We start from the raw sequence: 19,209 nt of genomic DNA on the forward strand, positions 1-19,209 counted from the left end.
AATGATAAGTATGCACAAGATGGAAGGATCGCGGGTTTCCGCTTTAACCAGAACAATCGGCATAGAAGAGGTTGAACTATGAGTGAATTGCAATTTAAAGATTATGAGTTAAACGAAGACATTATTAAAGCGCTGGATGTCCTGAAATATGAGACGCCTACTGAAGTTCAGAGCAAAGTAATCCCTGTGGCTTTGCAGCAGAAGGATCTGATTGTGAAATCGCAAACGGGTAGCGGAAAGACGGCCGCATACGGGATTCCGGTCTGTGATCTGGTGGATTGGGTGGAGAACAAACCTCAGGCTTTGATCCTTACGCCTACTCGGGAGCTTGCATTGCAAGTGAAAGAGGATATCACCAATATTGGACGATTTAAACGGGTTAAGGCAGTAGCTCTTTTCGGTAAGCAGCCCTTTGCTCCGCAAAAAATAGAACTTACCCAAAAAACACATGTTGTCGTGGGTACGCCTGGGCGTGTGTTCGACCATATTGAAAGAGGCACGCTTCCGCTAAACCGAATCAAGTATTTGATCATCGATGAAGCAGACGAGATGCTGAGCATGGGGTTCATCGAGCAGATTGAGAAGATCATCAAGCAGCTACCAAAAGAACGAGTGACTTGCGTTTTCTCGGCTACTTTACCGGAAGTGATTAAGAATTTGTGCCGGAAATATATGAGCGATCCAACGGAAATCGAGATTCAGGCAAGTGGAATTACGACCGCTACGATTGAGCATGCATTGATCGAAGTGAGACAAGCTGCCAAATTCTCGCTGTTGAGTGACATCATCACGGTGGAGAATCCGGATAGCTGTATTATCTTTTGCCGTACGCAAGAGCAGGTGAATGCGGTATTTAGAGGACTTGCTGATCTGGAATATCCTTGTGATAAGATCCACGGGGGAATGGAGCAGGATGAGCGCTTTGAGGTCATGAATGCTTTTAAAAGAGGACAGTTCCGTTACTTAATCGCTACCGATGTAGCAGCAAGAGGAATTGATATCGAGAACATCACTCACGTGATTAATTACGATATTCCATTGGAAAAAGAAAGCTACGTGCACCGTACAGGCAGAACTGCTCGAGCAGGCAAGACAGGTAAAGCGATCACTTTTGTCACTCCGAATGAGCAAAAATGGGTGAAGGAAATCGAAGGCTATATTGGCTTTAGTATCCCACATATGAAAGCTCCTTCGGACGATGCCGTTGCTTACGCGAAGGAAGCGTTCGAGCAGAAGATTAACAAGCAGCCTGTCCGCAAGAAGGACAAAAGCGAATGCTTGAACAAAGAGATCATGAAGCTGTACTTCAACGGCGGTAAGAAAAAGAAGCTAAGAGCCGTGGACTTTGTTGGCACAATCGCAAAGCTTGAGGGTGTAGCTGCGGATGATATCGGTATTATCTCGATTCAGGACAATGTGACTTACGTGGATATTTTGAACGGTAAGGGTGCAATGGTGCTGCAAGCGATGAGAGAGACGACGGTGAAGGGTAAGCAGCTCAAAGTGCATATTGCGAAGAAATAAGTCGTGGATTGCGGGTTATCGCTGATCACCTTTCACATGCGCTGCTTTTGATGCAGTTTATACAAAGAGGGAGTCGTGTTCATTACACGGCTCCCTCTTTAATTATTTTTTAACAGATTGAAAATAGAGGATTAATCTATAGGGAATCAGAACTGTTATTAAGTAAGAGGTGGTAGTGTGAAAGGGAAATTAAAGAACGTTAGGATTAAAGCGATTCTGCAAGTTCTAATTGTTATTTTTTTGCATTTTATAACTATCTATTTTTTGAAGATGAAAACTGGGAATTGGGATGAAGAAATAGTAAAGCAAATGTTTATAATGTATCTAGCACCAATAATCCTTATGTATATGTCTTGCATGATGGCTTTAAAGACGGAAAAGCTTAGGTACAACATTGCTTGGTTAGTCATTAGTATTTTACCTAGCATGAGGATTCTGTTTTATTTAAAAGAATTACAAGGGACAGATTGTCAAGCCAAGTGCGACAGGGCTTCCATGAATGATTCGTGAGCAGTCTTCCAACCCAAACATTTCCTTGGCCGGTTATTAATGAGATTGAGTGCTGTTGCCAGTCCATCATCAGTCACCTCAGCGAAGTCTTTGCCTTTAGGAAAGAACTCTCGAAGGAGACCATTTCCATTCTCATTGGAACCACGTTGCCAGGATGAATAAGGATCAGCAAAATAGACATCGATGTTGTGAGTGAACTCCAATGAGGCATAACAGGCAAACTCTTTTCCACGATCCGTGGTTGCTGTTTGGAACGTGCCCTGAGGATACTGAGATGCAGCAACGCCAAAGGCGATTTCCATAGAAAGTGCTGTTCGGTCTGGCATTTTAATGGCCGTATATAGTCGTGTCTTTCGCTCAATCAAGGTTGCAACACATGCCTTGCTCTTTCCACGACTAGACACAACGGTGTCGAGTTCCCAGTGTCCAAATGTCTCGCGGGACCGGATTTCCTTAGGCCGCTGTTTAATTGATTTACCCACGAGAAAGCGTCCTCGTGTTTCTAACGGTTTACGGCGTTTTCCTTTGTGGCGAAGCATGCTTATCTTTGCACGCGCTAAGCGTCCATCGTATAGCCAACGGTAGATTGTTTTGAAAGAGACCATTGCGTTCCCAGCCGTCCTATAGCGCTGTGAGATCTGTTCAGGAGACCATGTCTGCTGCAGCCTTCCCTCGACTTCTTGGGCTAGTTCATTTGTCCATTTCCCTACGGGAATAAAGCATTCACGTCGATTCTGATAGGCTCGTTGAGAGACTTCTGCCTCATAGACGCCCTCCACGTGGTTACGGTTAATTTCCCTTGCTACTGTGGAATGGTGCCACCCGATCTCTTTAGCAATGGCACGAGCAGTCCACCCTTGTCGGTTGAGGATGTCTAGCTGACTTCGTTCGATTATGCTAAGATGAGTGTAGCTCATGGTCTGATTCTCCTTGTATGAATGGTGTTGTGGTAACTTCATTCTACACGAATCAGCCATGGGCCATTTTTTATTCTCTTAGTAGCTGTCGCACTTCATATTACAATCCATCAAGGTAAAGAATCTGATACTCCTGGGATCATTGATTTAAGTTTTTTTGATACTCATCAGATAGATCTTATTTATTTTTTTCCTGTAATATATTTGGTTATTCAACTAATTTTAATATTTTTAATGTTGATAATGATATTATCGAAGGAAAAACCAGTAGTTGATTAATATTTATACATAAAGAATGGAAATATGAGAGTCACTATTCGTCCATCACTATCAGTGGAAAAGTCGCTAATTTTGCTATAGGGATCGATGAAGTCGGTCGTTTGATACCCTGAAGGCCAAAGGTGGGGAACCTTATCTTAAAGAAACGTAGTTCTGGGAGAAGTAATTATCGACTTGGGCGTAGATGAAAATAGTTTGTATTTGAGCGAGGGTTTAGATTTGTATTTTCTTTGATTTTAGGGAAATCTCCACTAGCATTGCACAGAACCTGACACATGAAGGGGTTGTTTGGCAAATATGGATTTATATTTTTATTATAAAAAATATTTACAATCACTCTCTTCCTCATCAAGAAAAAAGGTTGAACACCATATAAACCTAGGATCATTTTACCAATTAATGTATTTGTTTGCCTGTTTTACTGGTTGGCGTACTTCTTTACCGTCTTATATTTCTTCGGCTTCGTTTGGGGACGACCTGTCTTTCCTTTTTTCTGCCTTCCCTTTGAGAACTTCTCTGGTTTTCGCTGGAGTTCTTGTAGAAATCGGTTCCATGCCTGGCACATGTAGCACCGTAAAAGCTTCAAAAAAGACCACGGGGACTGCGCTGCGTCCGTCTCATTGCGAAGCAGAAGAACCAATGCATATCCAATCAGTGCTAAAAAGATCTGATTCCACACCGCTTTTTCTCGTGAACTATACAGGTGGATCAAGCTAACATGCTGCTTCATCCACTTGAAGAAGATCTCAATTAGCCACCGGTGGTGATAGATTTCACTAATCTGCTCGGCCGTTTTGTCCCACACATTGGTTATAACCCGATATTGACGCCCTTTTTCGTCAGTATATTCCACTAAACGCAGCTGAACCTCGACGAGTTGTTTTTCCGCATTTTTGTAACTCACAAGCACATCGGCATCCCGCAACACGGGGGTATGGGGGGCGACCTCACGCTCATGAAGAACGAGGGTTCTGCTGTTCTGCTGGATGCGTGCGACAAACCGCAGACCTTGCTCCAGCCAAGTTTCATACAAACGGTACACCCTATACCCACGATCCAAGACATGAATGGCATCTTTGTCGACGACTAAATCCAAGGCCACTTCAGAGTCGGCGACCCCGAGCGTCGAGCAAATGACTTGGGTCGGGTACACCGTATCGCTATCTGCAATCACAAGCTTCAAATGAACCTTGACCCCGTTACTATGCTTGGAACAATAGGCCCACTTCCCAGCGAGTTCAGGGAGAGACAGACTCGTAGAATCAATGAGATGAAGTTTACCCAGACCGGTAACGCCTTGTTCAGGATACATCTGTGCGACTTGCTGCGTAAGCAGGAGCCACACGCGCTGCAACACCTCGAGCGGTAGATTGTCCAGTGTACGCACCACTTGAGAAGGACTAATCGATTTTAGACCTACTGCTTGCTGAAGTTCTCGGTTCGCTCGTAAGGCCTGGCTAATTTCGTCGAGGTCTGCTCGTTGGTTGAGTTGGGCTTCGACAAGTAGTTTCACGGCCTTGACCAACGTCAATCTACGTCGATGATTAAACAGCGGAAACGCTTCGTCGGAAAGCGGAAGTAAATCAAGGCATTTACAAATGACAGATTGATTTGGTATAGTACCCATTGGTTGCTCCTTTTGTAGGTGGAATGGGTAAAATGCCTATCCTTCTACTTTAGGGGTTTTTTTGGGTTTAACCAGTAAAATTACATCAATATATTGAAAATAAAGTAATTTATGCAAAAAATGATTTTTCGTGTTAGGTTTAATGCAAGGCTAGTGGGAAATCTCCCTATAAATTGCTGATTTTCGCTGGATTTTTAGCTTTTTAGGGAATTCCTCCCTATAAAGCACCTGAAATCCACTATTATGAGCAAATTGGGTGAAATTAAGGGGAGGAATTCCCTAATTGTTGAAGTTGGGACCGTGGTATCGAGAAAAACAGGGAGGATTTCCCTAATTATTTCCACACAACCTGTAAGACCAAAAATCCATTAATCTCTAACCCTATAACTGCCTAACTGCCCTATTAAGAATCTTGTGCTGAAACAGATGAGACGGACAAAAAAGCAAGACTAGTCGCCAATAACATGGGACTAGTCTTGCTTCTTTTTTGATTCCAGTAGCAAGTTAGGCGTTATACTGCGCCTGGTGAAGACGGCTGTATATGCCACCGGCTTGGACTAATTCTTCATGGCGGCCTTGCTCGGCGATGCCTTCTTCATTCACGACCATAATCCGGTCGGCATTCTTGATGGTCGTCAATCGGTGGGCGATGACGAGTGTGGTTCGGCCCACGGATAGATCAGCCAGTGATTGCTGAATCGCTGCTTCCGTTTCTGTATCTAGCGCGGAAGTAGCTTCATCCAGAATTAGGATTGGCGGATTCTTCAGGAACATGCGAGCGATCGCTAGGCGCTGCTTCTGTCCACCGGACAGCTTCACACCGCGTTCACCAATCACCGTATCCATGCCGTCTGGCAGATTCTGAATGAGATCTTCCAGATGTGCACGTCGAGCGGCTTCCCAGATTTCAGGTAGCTTTGCATCTAGTTTTCCGTAGGCGATATTCTCGCGAATTGTACCGGAGAACAGGAACACATCCTGCTGCACGATCCCGATCTGTTTACGTAAAGACTCCAGCTTCATGTCACGGATATCGATGCCATCAATGGTGATAGCTCCGCCTGTGACATCGTAGAAACGAGGGAGCAGGCTGCAGATGGTTGTTTTACCTGCACCAGAAGGTCCAACAAAGGCGATCGTTTCGCCAGCCTTTACTTTCAGGCTAATATTTTTCAGAACCGGACGCTCCTCGTCGTATCCGAAAAAGACATTTTGGAAGGTAATATCACCGTGTAAAGTACTTACTTCTACAGCATCTGGCTTGTCGCTGATATCAGGCTCCGTGTCGATAATCTCAAGATAACGTTTAAAGCCGGCAATTCCTTTTGGATAACTCTCGATAACGGCATTGATTTTCTCGATCGGACGGAAGAAAATATTGGACAACAGAATAAATGCCACAAATTCACCAATTTGGAGTTCTCCATTAATGAAGAACCAGGCGCCGCTGATCATCACGAGGATCGTAATGAGGCGGGTCATCATATAGCTGACGGATAAGCTTTTGGCCATGGTTTTATAAGCAAGTAGCTTAGTTTTACGGAACATTTGATTATCTACTGCGAATAGCTCTTGTTCATGCTGCTCATTGGCAAAAGATTGCACAACCCGGATTCCGCCGACATTGTCTTCGATACGGGCATTGAAACTACCTACATTTCCAAAAAGCTGGCGATAGGTGGAAGTCATATTGCGTCCGAAGTAGATGATCACCCAAGCCATGATTGGAACGATAATAAAAGTAATGATTGCCAGCTTCAGATTAATATCAGCCATTAGGATGAAGGCACCGACAAGTGTCATGATGGCAATAAATACATCCTCGGGACCGTGGTGCGCCACCTCGCCGATATCATTTAAGTCGTTGGTGATGCGTCCGATTAGGTGACCTGTTTTATTATTATCAAAGAATCGGAAGGATAGTTTCTGGATGTGATTGAACATTTTTTTACGCATATCTGTCTCGATGTTAATACCTAGCATATGCCCCCAATAAGTAACGACATACTGCATCACCGTATTCAAAGCGTAAATAGCTAGAAGCGCGACACAAGCAATAAGAATTAGCGGCCAATCTTGACCGGGGAGCAAATCATCAATGAACTTATTGACAGCTACCGGAAAAGCTAGTTCTAGCAGACCTGCAAAGACAGCGCACGAGAAGTCCGATATAAATAGTTTTTTATATGGACGATAGTAGGAGAAAAACCTTCGAAGCATTCTATTCACTCTTTTCTATGGATTATGTATGAGTTCGATTGAAATTGATTCTCAACTGCCTGATTATATGGATACTAAAGATGCCGTTCGATTTTGTCAATAAATTGGTTATAAAATTACTTAAGGCTTGTAACTTTTATAATAATAGTGGATGATGGTTCTTAATGCCATGTAATAAATATTTTTATATTTCTAGCTTAAACGCTTACCGTCCTTATTGGGAGGTCGAGAGAGAGCGTTTATGCTTGTTGCAATATAGGAGGATAAATGATGAAAGCATCGCAACGAGAAGGAACCATTCAGAATAGAGGCTTAACGGATTCCAAGTTTGATCGCTGGCTACTAGTGTTGGGAATTGTTTTTATCGCAGCAGCACTTAGAGCTCCTTTTACATCCGTTGGTCCACTGATACAAATGATTCAGGATGATCTAGGCTTATCGAATACTTTAGCAGGAGCTATTACCACTCTACCATTGTTGGCTTTTGCCATCTTGTCCCCGTTTGCTCCAAAGCTAGCCCGCCGTTTCGGCTTGGCTAATGTGTTATTAATTGCTATGGTTATGCTGGCTATGGGAATTCTAATCCGGTCGGGATCTGGAGTAGGGCTGTTGTTCACTGGTACGGCGATACTCGGGCTTTCTATTGCAGTATGTAATGTACTGCTTCCGGGTCTGATTAAAGGGAAGTTTCCCCACAAAATTGGATTAATGACAGGTGTCTATACCGTCTCTATGAATTTATGCGCAGCAGTCGCTTCAGGAATTAGTGTACCGCTAGCAAGTAACGCTGGATTCGGTTGGAGAGGGACTTTAGCAATTTGGTTTATGATCGCTGCGCTAGCAACCCTGTTCTGGATTCCTCAGATGCGCAAGCTCGATCAAGGGTCTGGAGCTAAAGGCTCCGTTTCTAGCGGAAATATGTGGCGCTCTTCGCTTGCTTGGAAGGTAACGATCTTTATGGGCTTACAGTCGCTGCTCTATTATGTTTTTATTGCATGGTTCTCTGTTCTCCTTGGTGAGCGGGGAATGTCATCAAGCCATGCAGGCTGGTTACTATCGCTGATGCAAATGGCGCAGCTGCCCTTTACTTTCTTCGTGCCGTTGTGGGCAGGGAAGATGAAGAACCAACGTATTCTAGTAATAATCACTGCTATTCTGTATTTCATCGGAATAGGTGGGATTTGGCTGGGCAGCAGCGCTTTAATGGCTGTCTGGGCGATATGCTTTGGTATTGCTGGAGGATTTGCCTTCGGTCTTGTGATGATGTTCTTCAGTCTACGGACCAGAAGCACTCAAGAAGCTGCGGAGCTCTCAGGAATGGCTCAATCTGTAGGTTATGTGCTTGCTGCGATGGGGCCGGCCTTGTTTGGATGGCTGCATGATGTGACGAATAGCTGGACGCTGCCGCTAGTTTTATTGCTTGGTGCAAGCGTATTGCTGCTGGTTGTCGGACTAGGCGCAGGTAGTGATCGATATGTGGGAGATAGAAGATAAACATCTACTGAAAGTTTAAAAAGAGTGTATTGGTGCGGACACTGCGCCAGTACACTCTTTTTTTGTGGTATCGGAAGAACCCCCCTCAGTATTAGACTCGTTTGTAAGCGACAACCCGGATTCTTCGATAATCAATCACCCAGCGGTTAGCTTGAAATAAAGTTGGTTTCAGTTTCTGTTCCATATATGAGAGGACTTCTTCTCGTTCAGATGGTGTTAGGACACTTAAGATTCCATTTGCAAAAGTGTTCAGCCAGCACTGGAGCCCTTGCTCTCCAGCCTCTAGTGGTGTTGGACGGTTGAAACAAAGGGCGAGGTCCACAGTCAGTCCGTGTTGTTCTAGTAGTGTTGTATACTGCCCGGTACTCGGGAAGTACCAAGGCAGCTGAAGCTTATCACTACACCCTATAACGGCAAAAGCATTTGGAAGTTCAGTAACGATGGATGCGATATTGCCCAGCCCACCGAACTCAGCGACAAAACGGCCGCCTGTTCGCAGGCTAGCCGTGATAGAAGCGGCGGCTCCGTTCGCGTCGGTCAACCAGTGTAGAGCAGCGTTGCTGAACACAGCATTGACTGGCTGTTCCGCGACATAGTTTTGCCCATCTGCTAAGATGAAGCTTAGCTGAGGATGCTTGTCACGCGCAGTATGAATCATTTCGGCTGAAGCATCAATCCCTGTTACAGTGGCACCACTAGCAGCGATGGCTGCTGCCAAACCGCCAGTTCCACAGCCCCAATCCATAATTTGTTCGCCAGGCTGGGGGCGAAGAAGCTCAATCAATGATTCTCCAAACTGAGACACAAAGGCCATGTCAGTATCATAGGTTCCGGTATTCCACTGCTGGTTCATACGTATTCGTCCTTTCTAGTTTGGAATTACACTGACATATCTGATGTAGTAGCTACATTCTTTAATTATGTTGTACCATACTGATGACTTATAAGTGAAATATATAAACTGAATAATAGTGATTGGTTATTCCTATGGTGGTTTACATCTATTTAACGTTACGGTCCGTCGTATTACATAATACATAAATAATTATATTGCTTTTTATATAAAAAAAGAGTATAGTCTTATGTACAGTGATTATTTCACTGGTGTACATAATGTGCGGTCGTGGCGGAATTGGCAGACGCGCACGGTTCAGGTCCGTGTGGTAGCAATATCGTGGAGGTTCGAGTCCTCTCGACCGCATCACCAAATAGGCTTATACAATTGCTCTTGAGCAGTTGTATAAGCCTATTTTTTATTTCTGAAGAAAATGCTGGTGGTCCAATTCTTGTTGTAACCATGCTTCGTTGCATAATGATGTAGGTTCGAGTAAAAGGAATTACATTCCTCTAATGAAATTGCATTCAACTGATGAACAGTAGCTTTCCCCAACTAAACAAATAAATGGAACTATTATCAAACGTCTATAGCCATGTGCTATAGGCTTTTTTTCGCGGTCATGATCGGATCGGGATACTAAAATTGGGTATTTTTGTATTGACAATTATATCGGCTTCCGTAATAATGATATTACGGTAAATGATATATCGCTAACAGTAATAGAATGGAGATGAGATCATGCCTGAAAGCTCAGAAAGAGGAGCCTTAACGGAAGCTGTGTTTTACATCTTATTGTCTTTATACACCGCAATGCACGGATATGCGATTATGCAGAATGTGAAGGATTTGAGTAAAGGTCGAGTGGATCTTGGAGCGGGAACCTTATATGGAGCAATCAACACCTTGCTTGAGAAAAACTGGATAAGAGCTGTAGAAGGGGAAGAAGGCTCTCGAAGAAAGGAGTACGAAATTACTGAATTAGGGAAGACAGTGATTCAGGGGGAACTTATCCGGTTGGAAGAACTGATTGCCAATGGGAAGAGAATAGCTGGAGGTGAGTCCAAATGAAACATGTGGTTCGCAAGCTGTTTTGGGATTTTGAGAAGGAAGAACAGTGGCTTAATGAAATGTCTGCCAAAGGGTTAGCCCTTTCAAGCTACTCCTGGTGTAAATATGTGTTTACTGACTCGCCTAAGAATGAGTATACGTATAGAATTGAGCTTTTAGATAATGTGCCTACTCATCCGGAAAGCATGGCATACCTCAAGTTTTTAGAAGAAAATGGAGTAGAGTGTGTTAGCAGCTATGTTCGTTGGATTTATCTTAGAAAGAAGTCATCCGAAGGTGCGTTTGATATTTACACAGATCTGGAATCCAAAATAAAACACTTTAAGCGAATCAACACACTATGGAATTCTGTAATGTGGTTAGAGTTCATTGTTGGTTTAGCCAACATTCTCATTGGGGTAACGAATTATTTCAATTCATCCAGCAGAATTAGTTTGATAAACGTTGTTCTAGGCGGGCTTTTAATCCTTTTAGGACTTGTTTTTTTAAGAGCTGGCGCACCTATCCGTAAGAAAATTAAGAAGCTTCAGCAAGAGAATTTAATAAGAGAATAGTCATTTAAAGTTGTGATATGTACTTACAGCAAGCTTCCAGATCATTGGAGACTTGCTGTTTATTTTTTGTGTATGACGATAATGCGCAATCTCTTTGATTTTCACAACCTATCATTTAGGACTCAACTATCAAGCTTAATTACCGAAAAAAAGGTATACTGGAATAGATTATGAGACTGTACAAATGTTTGTCCCCATCTCAAAAGAGGAGGCTACACGGGTGTCTGAATTTCTTTTTAAGCAACTATACTTGCGGTCTTCTATAGGGGTTGCTGTAGTCTCTCCCAAGGAAGGGACCTTGATTCAATCCAATCCGGCGCTTTGCCATATGCTTGGTTATTCTGAAGAAGAGCTTTTGAATATGCATTTTCTAGATCTTATTTATCCAGACGATAAGACCGATGATGATCATTACATTATCCTGAACAAACTGCTAGCAGAGCCTGAGACCGCCATTGAATTAGAAAGACGGTTCTTACGTAAGGATGGCGAAATGATCTGGGTAGCACAACATATATTTCTGATTCTTCAGGAGGACTCGAGTGAACCTCTTGTCTTGATCTCGGAACTAACGGATATCACCGACCGAAGGCTTGCTGAAGATAAGATTGAGGAAGATCAACATTTATATAATTTGTTAACTCAAAATACGCCGGACATGATTTCTTTTGGCGACCCTGACGGAACTCTACACTATATATCGCCTTCAGTACAGTTGCTTTTAGGATATCCTGCACATGAAATGATAGGTACCAAAAGACCCGAATATTATCACGTAGACGATGCTCAAGAGATGATTGAACAAGGAAAGCTCTATTCGGATACGGATGTATTCACACGCAGAGTCCGTCATATGGATGGACATTATTTATGGATTGAGAGTTCTTCCCAGGTGGTGTGTGATGAGCAGGGGAATGTCAAGCAGATACTAACCATCGGCCGCGATATCACTCAGCGTAAGAAGTATGAGGATATGTTGGCAAAAGCTCAATATCTTGCGAAAATGGGATCCTGGGAATGGGATACGACAAAAAAGCGGTTGACGGTTTCTAGAGAGATGCGTACTATTTTTGGCTTTTCGGTGGACGACAGTAATCATTCTTATTTTGATTATAAACGTGTTCTTTCCTGTATTGATCCAGGTGATTTCAAAGGACTTGAAAAGCTAGTTCGTCAAACTTTAGCGAATGGGTCTAATGGCGAAGTTATGGTTCGAATTAATAGTGCAGATGGAAAATTGAAGTTTCTTGATGCGCACTGGGAAGTGATTAAAGACGAAGAAGGAAGACTGCTACAGATCAGTGGGATTGCCCAGGATGTGACTGAACGTCATCGAATGGAGGAGCAGCTGCGTGAAAACGAACAGAACTATCGTCTGCTTTCTGAAAATTCAATGGATTTCATTTCACGGAATGCAGCGGACGGTCACCTTACCTATCTGTATGCATCACCTATTTGCCAGACTATGTTCGGCTATACATCGGAGGAAATGCATGGAACCAAAGGTATAGATTACATACATCCTGAGGATAAGGACAAAGTGGTGTCATATCTTAGCAGTTGCATGGAAGGTAAGAAGCTCGAACCTGTGACCTTCCGGTTTCTGTGCGAAGATGGATCATACATCTGGACGGAGACAACACTTCGATATATTTACTCCGAGACCTTTGGTGGGCAGGAACTTGTGTGTGTAACCCGTGATATTTCGGAACGGACGCGCCATTTTGAAGAAATAGAGAAGTTAAGTAATGAGCATGCTCTGATATTGAATTCGGTTTCTGAAGGCATATTTGGGATGAACCTTGAAGGGGATACGATGTTCATCAATCCAGTAGCCATTACTATGCTAGGATACGATCCTACGGAATGGTTGAACAGCAAATTCCATGCGATTCATCAGACTTGGCTGGATAACGAGCCATTTTCGGGAATTCAGAAGACGCTGATTCCTTCGCACTTCAATAATCGCTCTTTTGATGAGAAGGAGGGCATATTTTGGAGGCAAGATGGTTCCAGCTTTCTGGTCAGATATCGTATGACTCCGCTTTTTGATGGTGGAGAGCGGATAGGGGCTGTAGTGGTTTTCCGAGATATCACTGAAGAGAAGGAGATTGTGCGGGCGAAGGAGTCTGCTGAGGAAGCAGATCGAGCTAAATCGGAGTTTCTAGCCATCATGAGCCATGAGCTGCGCACTCCGATGAACGGTATTATTGGAATGGCAGACTTGCTCTCGGGTACAGCACTGGATGAAGAGCAAAGCTACTACACACAGATCATTAACAGTAGCGGAGAGGCATTGCTTCATATTTTGAATGAAGTACTTGATTTCAGCAAAATTGAAGCAGGCATGATGACACTTGAACTGCAAATGGTGGATTTGCGTGAAGTAATACAGAATGTTAGTGAGCTATTCTATCCGAAGGTTAAAGAGAAAGGATTGTTATTGACTAGCGATATTGCACCGGAGCTTCCACCCATTATTGTGACGGACGAGGCCAGATTACGCCAAATTCTCGTGAACTTGGTCGGGAATGCGGTGAAATTTACGGAGACAGGTGAAATCAGTATTTCTGCCAAGCTGGAAGCTTCACAAAAGTCTGGGAATATTATCGTTAAATTTATAGTTAAAGATACGGGTTTGGGGATTCCAGTTGCCAGTCAAGGGTTATTGTTTCAATCGTTCACGCAATTACATCCTTCCATCAATCGTAAATATGGCGGAACAGGACTTGGACTGGCCATTAGCAAAAAGCTAGCAGAGCTGCTAGGAGGAACGATTGGTGTTAGGAGTTGTGAGGAACACGGCTCAGAGTTCTATTTCACAGTGGAGGTCTCTTTGCCAAAAGAGGAATGGAATCAGAAAGTTTCACTCAATCATTCAGCGGATGTAGTCAGACACGATAACCCTAACACTAAAGAGTCTGTTAAGGGAGAATATGGACCTATGTCCATTCTCATCGCTGAAGATCATCCTGTGAATCAGCAACTGATGCAGGCTTATCTGAAGAAGCGGGGTTATGTTCCTGATATCGCATCAAATGGTGAGGAAGCGGTTCGGGCTGTACTGTCCAAGGATTATGATCTGGTATTTATGGATGTTCAGATGCCAATTATGGATGGGATAGAAGCAACAGGAATCATTCGTGAGAAGCTCGGGCTATCTCCAATTATTATTGCGGCCACAGCCTTTGCCAGAAATGAAGATAAAGACATGTGTCTGAGTGCAGGGATGCAGGATTTCATCTCCAAGCCGATTTCAATAAAGGAGCTCGACAGGGTATTAAAAGATTGGTCTACTCGGATTCGATAAGGATGATGAGTATCATTGACAAAAAAGGTTGATGATTAATATATTTGTAATCATTTTTTTAGCTCTGTTAGCAGCCGGTTTGATTTGCGGAATCAAGTGGTGGACAACCACAATGAACAGTATCAGCAAGGAGATTTGAAAGCTATAATTACGGTGGATGGTAAAGAGTACAAGACCGTTTCTTTGACTAAAGAAGAACAAATTATAGATATTCAAACGAAGTTTGGTCACATTCCACCCGTATTATGGTTGAAGTATTTAACCCTAACCGATCCGTGAATGATCCAGATGAGCTGGATGCAATTATTTAGTAGGGTTAGCTGTACTCTGCAACGCTTTCCATGCGGATATGGAGTCAGCACTTGTGTAAATGTAAGGTGTTGTTGGTTGCGCGATGGGTGTAATCGTTTCTGCGCGAATTTGCATAATTTCTTGGCCCTTGTGTTGCACAACTTGAAGCTTGCCCCGGACCTCTATCCAGGTATCGGTGGGTAAGCTTTTTAGTTTGCCGGAATCAACCAGCATCCCAAACGGAGTAGCATCGGCGGTACAACACTGTACTAGAAATCTGCCAATCGCAAAAGCATTCTCTGGCGTTTCGCTTTCATCACGATATAGAAAACCAGAAACGGAAATTTCTTTGCCTTCAAATTGCTGTTTATACATCTCAATAGCACCTAGTGTTTCGGAGAAAATAGCTGAATAAACTGGGATAGTAGGCTGTACATAGAGAATCTTAGCTAGCTCGGTAAGCTCCTCATGATAAGGATCAATCGATTCGAATCTAGCGGCATTTTTAGTCTCTGATGGTAATGAGGATAACGATATCCCCTTTTTGCTAGCTGCCATACTTCCCAAGGCTCGATCAGGAAGTGCAAATCCAAGCAGCAGTGGAAAAAGGAATAATCCATACAGTGCTGTACTTTTGAATATGGAATGTGGGAGACGATGTTCGCAGTCACATAGAACACTACCCTTACCAAATAAGGCCTGAATGGCCAAGCTGAGCGCCATAAGTGTCAGAGGGATCGGACATAATTGAACCCAGCGTGCCAGCTTGGGAGCTACATAATAATGCAAAGCGTCCTGCTGCACCAGATGCCCAATATAAAGGGCGAAAGCAAGCAGAATGACCGCCCTTAACAAATAGTGAAATCGGATGTTTCGAGAGTCATTCATGCTTTTCCTCCTAACAATGCGATAAGTATCTACTTGCCACCTCTATGATTACAGCCATAAGGACATGAATACGGCCCCGATAAACACGCTCGAGAAGATAAGAAAGAACAAATAAAGAGCAAATTTGGTCTTAAACAGCGAGAGTAACATCAATGAATTTTTGAAATCCAACATAGGCCCGAACACCATAAAAGCGAGCAGTGCACCTGCCGGAAAAGAATGTACAAAGGTGGAAGCTACAAAGGCATCTGAGGTGGAACAGAGCGAAAGCACAAATGCCAGTCCCATCATGAAAAAATAAGATCCTAGCGGCTTATCACCGATCGCTGCCAGACTGTCCTGAACCATAAACGTCTGGATAGCAGAGGTTAGTAAACAGCCGATAATTAAGTATTTTCCCATCTCAAAAAACTCATCCGAGGTATGAACGAAGACGGCAGCTAACTTTCCTCCACGAGAATTATTATGATGAGTGTTATCGGTCTCACGCTGAACGCTTAGGCGTATCGGGGACTTTTTCACCGTTGCGTAGATAATCAAACCTATTATACAGGCGACAGCAAAGGCTAAACCCATCCGGGCATAAGCTAGTTCTGAGTGGTTACGAAAAGCTGTCAGTGTTGCTCCATAGACAACTGGATTTAGGATTGGTCCGGATAAAATGAACACGATGGCTACGTAGACAGGCATCCCCTTATGGATAAGGCGGCGGACGAGTGGAATCATTCCACATTCGCATACCGGAAAAATAATTCCGAGCAGGCAAGCGAATAGAATGGCAGGAAGAGCCTGCTTCGGAATCCATCGTGAGATCATCTCATCTGGGATAAACACTCGAAGCAGCGAGGATAACAGGGCTCCTGCTAATACAAACGGCAAGGCTTCTAGCAAAATCCCGATAAAGCCGGTTTTGAACGTGTCAATGTACGCATTGTCCAGTAGTTCTAGTTGATTTGGCACCCATATATAACCAACAATAATCAGGAATGAGATTGGTAGAAGCAGCGGCAATATTTTTAATGGGGAGAGGGTAGTCAAGGTTCGAATAAGGCGGTCCACCGATCTGCCAGCAGTTCCTCATCTAAATTCATCCCGATGAACACTAGATAAGGCATTCCGGGATAACGTGAAGCCTCCCAGCTTGTACGCATTCCCGCATATTGGACAAGTTGAACCGGTTCCTGTTCGGACAAAAGGATATGCCCCTTGGCACGGAGCAGGTTGTCCCCCCATTCTTGAAAGAAAGCTTCTAGACGTTCTTTTGAAGGCATTGTAGTCCCTGCTTGCGGTAGGGTTAACGTAATCGCGGTCACTTGGGAAAAAGAAGCATGCGGCTCCTCTTGCCGTTCTTTTACTGCTGTAGCCCCCTGTTCTGAATTCATTTGTTTAAGTGTTGCACCTTTAAAGGTTTGAGGTGCTCGTTGTGGCGCGGGAGCGATGATTTTACGTGGAATGATTCCTGATAATATCGGAGAAAGGTTGATCTCACTGTAATGCGTATATACAATTTCAGCCTCTGAATTTTGCTTTCGAACTCCCTTTTCAATTCGCCATAAGGTTTCGGGTTCTACAAGATCGCTCTTGTTAACGACAATGAGATCGGCGGTGGACAGCTGCTTGCGAAGGGTACGAACCAGTTGTTTGTCAGAGGAGAGTCTGCTGTTATATTCCAAGGCGTTTTCTGCATCCAATAAGGTAATCGTAAAATGCAATTCGACCCTTTCCTGTAGAGCGGTTTCTTGCAGTGTTTTGGCAATTTCTTCAGGATTTGCGACGCCAGTAAGCTCGATATAAATAGCATCGGGGCGCCCTCTTAGCAGTACGAGCAGGCTATCTGCCAGATCTTCTTTACGGCTACAGCATACGCATCCGTCCAGCAGCTTAGTCACGGTTGTGCCCGTGTGCTCCTGGAGAATATACCCATCTACATCTCTCTTACCTAGCTCATTCATGACTACGCCAGGGTTCAGACCTCTTACCTTGCTCTCTTTCAGCAGGGACAACAGCAGAGTTGTCTTCCCGCTCCCCAGAAACCCGCTCAAAATAATTACTGGTATCTTCATGATCTCCACTCCTGCCTGATTCTCATGAAATTACAAGAATCATATTTTTATATTTCCATCTATACGTGATTTGTCCACCAGAAAGACCACAAAATTAAGAGAGTCGAAATATTTACAAGACGATAGTTGACAGAGTGTGAATAAAACGTGTACGATGTGTTAATCGTAATTATTACGATTTAATTGAAAAGGAGATGGAACCAATGAGAGTAATCATTACTTTAGCATGTATGGAGACAGGAGATCGCAACTATACCACTACCAAGAATAAGCGAAATCATCCAGAACGTATGGAAATGAAGAAATATTGTCCACGTCTGAAAAGAGTTACATTACATCGCGAAACACGGTAAGAATTGTAGTATTAAAATCTTTATTTTATCAAATATTGGAGTGTGGTTTATGAAAAAGATTCCTGTTACCGTACTAAGTGGATACTTAGGATCTGGAAAAACAACGCTGTTGAATCATGTCTTGCACAACCGTGAAGGGCTCAAAGTAGCCGTTATCGTAAATGACATGAGTGAAGTGAATGTGGATGCAAATCTCGTGAAGTCCGGAAATACACTTTCCAGAACGGAAGAGAAATTAGTTGAAATGTCCAATGGGTGTATCTGTTGTACGCTTCGTGATGATTTGATTGTCGAAGTGCAAAAGCTGGCTACTGAAGGTCGTTTTGATTATATTCTGATTGAATCCTCTGGCATTAGCGAACCTGTGCCGGTGGCTCAGACCTTTACCTATGCAAATCCAGAACTGGATATTGATTTGACTTCGCTCGCTCAATTGGACACGATGGTGACCGTTGTGGATGCGGGCCGATTCTGGCATGACTTCTCTTCTGGCGATAGTCTGATGGATCGTAGTCAAAGGGTTGGTGAAGACGATTTTCGCGATATTGTGGATTTGCTCATTGATCAGATCGAAACTTGTGATGTGTTGCTGCTTAATAAGTGTGATCTGCTGGAAGAACAAGAATTGAATAAACTTGAAGCTGTGCTCCGTAAACTTCAACCAACCGCTAAGCTGATCCGTACCATAAATGGAGTAGTGGACCCTAAGGAGATTCTCGATACGGGATTGTTTGACTTTGAGAAAACAAGCTTATCCTCTGGCTGGATTACGGAGCTTAACAAGGAGACACATACGCCTGAGACGGAGGAATACGGGATATCTTCTTTTGTCTATCGCCGGAGAACACCTTTCCATCCGCAAAGGTTAAGCTTTTTCTTTAGTAATTGGCCAGAAGTAGTTGTTAGGGCGAAGGGGGTTGTATGGGTTGCTGCGGAGGGCGATCTTGCAGCTACTATCAGTCAGGCTGGATCTTCGATTCAGTTCGGACCTTCCGGTTACTGGCTAGCTACAATGCCTGAAGATCAGCAGCTGGAGGTACTGGAAAGCGAACCTGAAATGAAGGCAAAATGGGACAATCAGTGGGGCGATCGAATGAATGAAATCGTATTTATCGGTGTAAGTATGGATCGAGCACAAATCGAAGCCAGATTGGATAGATGTTTGTTGACGGTTGATGAGCTGAAGCAGGATTGGACTGCGTTTAATAATCCGCTTCCGTGGCCAGTTGAGGAACTCCTTGCGGCAGCCACAGAGGAATAGAAATTCAGATGA

General features: G+C 43.6%; 15 protein-coding genes and 1 tRNA gene. 9 read left to right on the forward strand and 7 right to left on the reverse strand.

All coding sequences use genetic code 11. The features are described 5' to 3' along the window. Window positions 1–78: 78 nt before the first annotated feature. A complete protein-coding gene (locus MHH52_RS09445; RefSeq protein WP_340008151.1) occupies window positions 79–1,524 on the forward strand; it encodes a DEAD/DEAH box helicase in 1,446 nt (481 codons plus the stop codon). A gap of 470 nt (window positions 1,525–1,994) precedes the next feature. Here the strand turns inward: MHH52_RS09445 and MHH52_RS09450 are convergent, their stop codons facing one another. The 3 genes from MHH52_RS09450 to MHH52_RS09460 all read right to left on the reverse strand — a co-directional run bounded on the left by MHH52_RS09450 (window position 1,995) and on the right by MHH52_RS09460 (window position 7,077). Continuing rightward, window positions 1,995–2,951 (reverse strand): IS30 family transposase, encoded by a 957-nt coding sequence (locus MHH52_RS09450; RefSeq protein ID WP_340008153.1) that lies wholly within the window; start codon window positions 2,949–2,951, stop codon window positions 1,995–1,997. Window positions 2,952–3,648: 697 nt separating this feature from the next. After that, the gene (locus MHH52_RS09455) at window positions 3,649–4,857 is read right to left on the reverse strand and encodes an IS4 family transposase (protein WP_340004463.1); all 1,209 of its coding nucleotides are present in this window, start codon (window positions 4,855–4,857) and stop codon (window positions 3,649–3,651) included. 504 nt (window positions 4,858–5,361) lie between these two features. Next, the gene (locus tag MHH52_RS09460; RefSeq protein WP_340008155.1) at window positions 5,362–7,077 is read right to left on the reverse strand and encodes an ABC transporter ATP-binding protein; all 1,716 of its coding nucleotides are present in this window, start codon (window positions 7,075–7,077) and stop codon (window positions 5,362–5,364) included. 270 nt (window positions 7,078–7,347) lie between these two features. Between MHH52_RS09460 and MHH52_RS09465 the strand changes: the two genes are divergently transcribed. Next, the gene (locus MHH52_RS09465; protein ID WP_340009570.1) at window positions 7,348–8,571 is read left to right on the forward strand and encodes an MFS transporter; all 1,224 of its coding nucleotides are present in this window, start codon (window positions 7,348–7,350) and stop codon (window positions 8,569–8,571) included. Window positions 8,572–8,662: 91 nt separating this feature from the next. Here MHH52_RS09465 and MHH52_RS09470 read toward each other — a convergent pair whose 3' ends face one another. Continuing rightward, window positions 8,663–9,424, reverse strand: coding sequence for a methyltransferase domain-containing protein (locus MHH52_RS09470; protein WP_340008157.1), 762 nt, complete (start codon window positions 9,422–9,424; stop codon window positions 8,663–8,665). Window positions 9,425–9,688: 264 nt separating this feature from the next. Between MHH52_RS09470 and MHH52_RS09475 the strand changes: the two genes are divergently transcribed. The 5 genes from MHH52_RS09475 (at window position 9,689) to MHH52_RS09495 (ending at window position 14,620) form a co-directional block, all read left to right on the forward strand. Beyond that, a tRNA-Leu gene (locus MHH52_RS09475) sits at window positions 9,689–9,772 on the forward strand. Window positions 9,773–10,147: 375 nt separating this feature from the next. Beyond that, window positions 10,148–10,477 carry a helix-turn-helix transcriptional regulator gene (locus MHH52_RS09480; protein ID WP_340008158.1) on the forward strand — a complete coding sequence of 110 codons (330 nt, stop codon included), beginning with the start codon at window positions 10,148–10,150 and terminating at the stop codon, window positions 10,475–10,477. Further along, window positions 10,474–11,031, forward strand: coding sequence for a DUF2812 domain-containing protein (locus MHH52_RS09485; protein ID WP_149643930.1), 558 nt, complete (start codon window positions 10,474–10,476; stop codon window positions 11,029–11,031). The genes MHH52_RS09480 and MHH52_RS09485 overlap by 4 nt, the downstream gene beginning before the upstream one ends. Window positions 11,032–11,251: 220 nt before the next feature. Next, entirely contained in the window at window positions 11,252–14,341 is a 3,090-nt protein-coding gene (locus MHH52_RS09490) for a PAS domain S-box protein (RefSeq protein WP_340008159.1), read from the forward strand. An 84-nt stretch (window positions 14,342–14,425) separates the two neighbouring features. Next, window positions 14,426–14,620: a hypothetical protein gene (locus MHH52_RS09495; protein WP_340008160.1), complete on the forward strand. Its 195-nt coding sequence runs from the start codon at window positions 14,426–14,428 to the stop codon at window positions 14,618–14,620. A gap of 24 nt (window positions 14,621–14,644) precedes the next feature. On the opposite strand, the gene MHH52_RS09500 is transcribed toward MHH52_RS09495, so the two are convergent. The 3 genes from MHH52_RS09500 to MHH52_RS09510 are packed head-to-tail and all read right to left on the reverse strand — an operon-like array spanning window position 14,645 to window position 17,583. After that, window positions 14,645–15,520 carry a TIGR03943 family protein gene (locus MHH52_RS09500; RefSeq protein ID WP_340008162.1) on the reverse strand — a complete coding sequence of 292 codons (876 nt, stop codon included), beginning with the start codon at window positions 15,518–15,520 and terminating at the stop codon, window positions 14,645–14,647. A gap of 48 nt (window positions 15,521–15,568) precedes the next feature. Further along, entirely contained in the window at window positions 15,569–16,579 is a 1,011-nt protein-coding gene (locus MHH52_RS09505; protein WP_340008164.1) for a permease, read from the reverse strand. Beyond that, window positions 16,555–17,583, reverse strand: coding sequence for a GTP-binding protein (locus tag MHH52_RS09510; protein WP_340008166.1), 1,029 nt, complete (start codon window positions 17,581–17,583; stop codon window positions 16,555–16,557). Before MHH52_RS09510 ends, MHH52_RS09505 begins: the two co-directional genes overlap by 25 nt. A 203-nt stretch (window positions 17,584–17,786) precedes the next feature. Here MHH52_RS09510 and rpmG point away from each other — a divergent pair, with 203 nt between their 5' ends. Next, entirely contained in the window at window positions 17,787–17,936 is a 150-nt protein-coding gene (gene rpmG, locus MHH52_RS09515; protein WP_340008168.1) for a 50S ribosomal protein L33, read from the forward strand. 49 nt (window positions 17,937–17,985) lie between these two features. Beyond that, window positions 17,986–19,197, forward strand: coding sequence for a GTP-binding protein (locus MHH52_RS09520; protein ID WP_340008170.1), 1,212 nt, complete (start codon window positions 17,986–17,988; stop codon window positions 19,195–19,197). The last annotated feature ends 12 nt before the right edge of the window (window positions 19,198–19,209 follow it).

It is taken from the genome of Paenibacillus sp. FSL K6-0276, assembly GCF_037977235.1.
In the GTDB taxonomy this organism is placed as follows: Bacteria; Bacillota; Bacilli; order Paenibacillales; family Paenibacillaceae; genus Paenibacillus_AQ.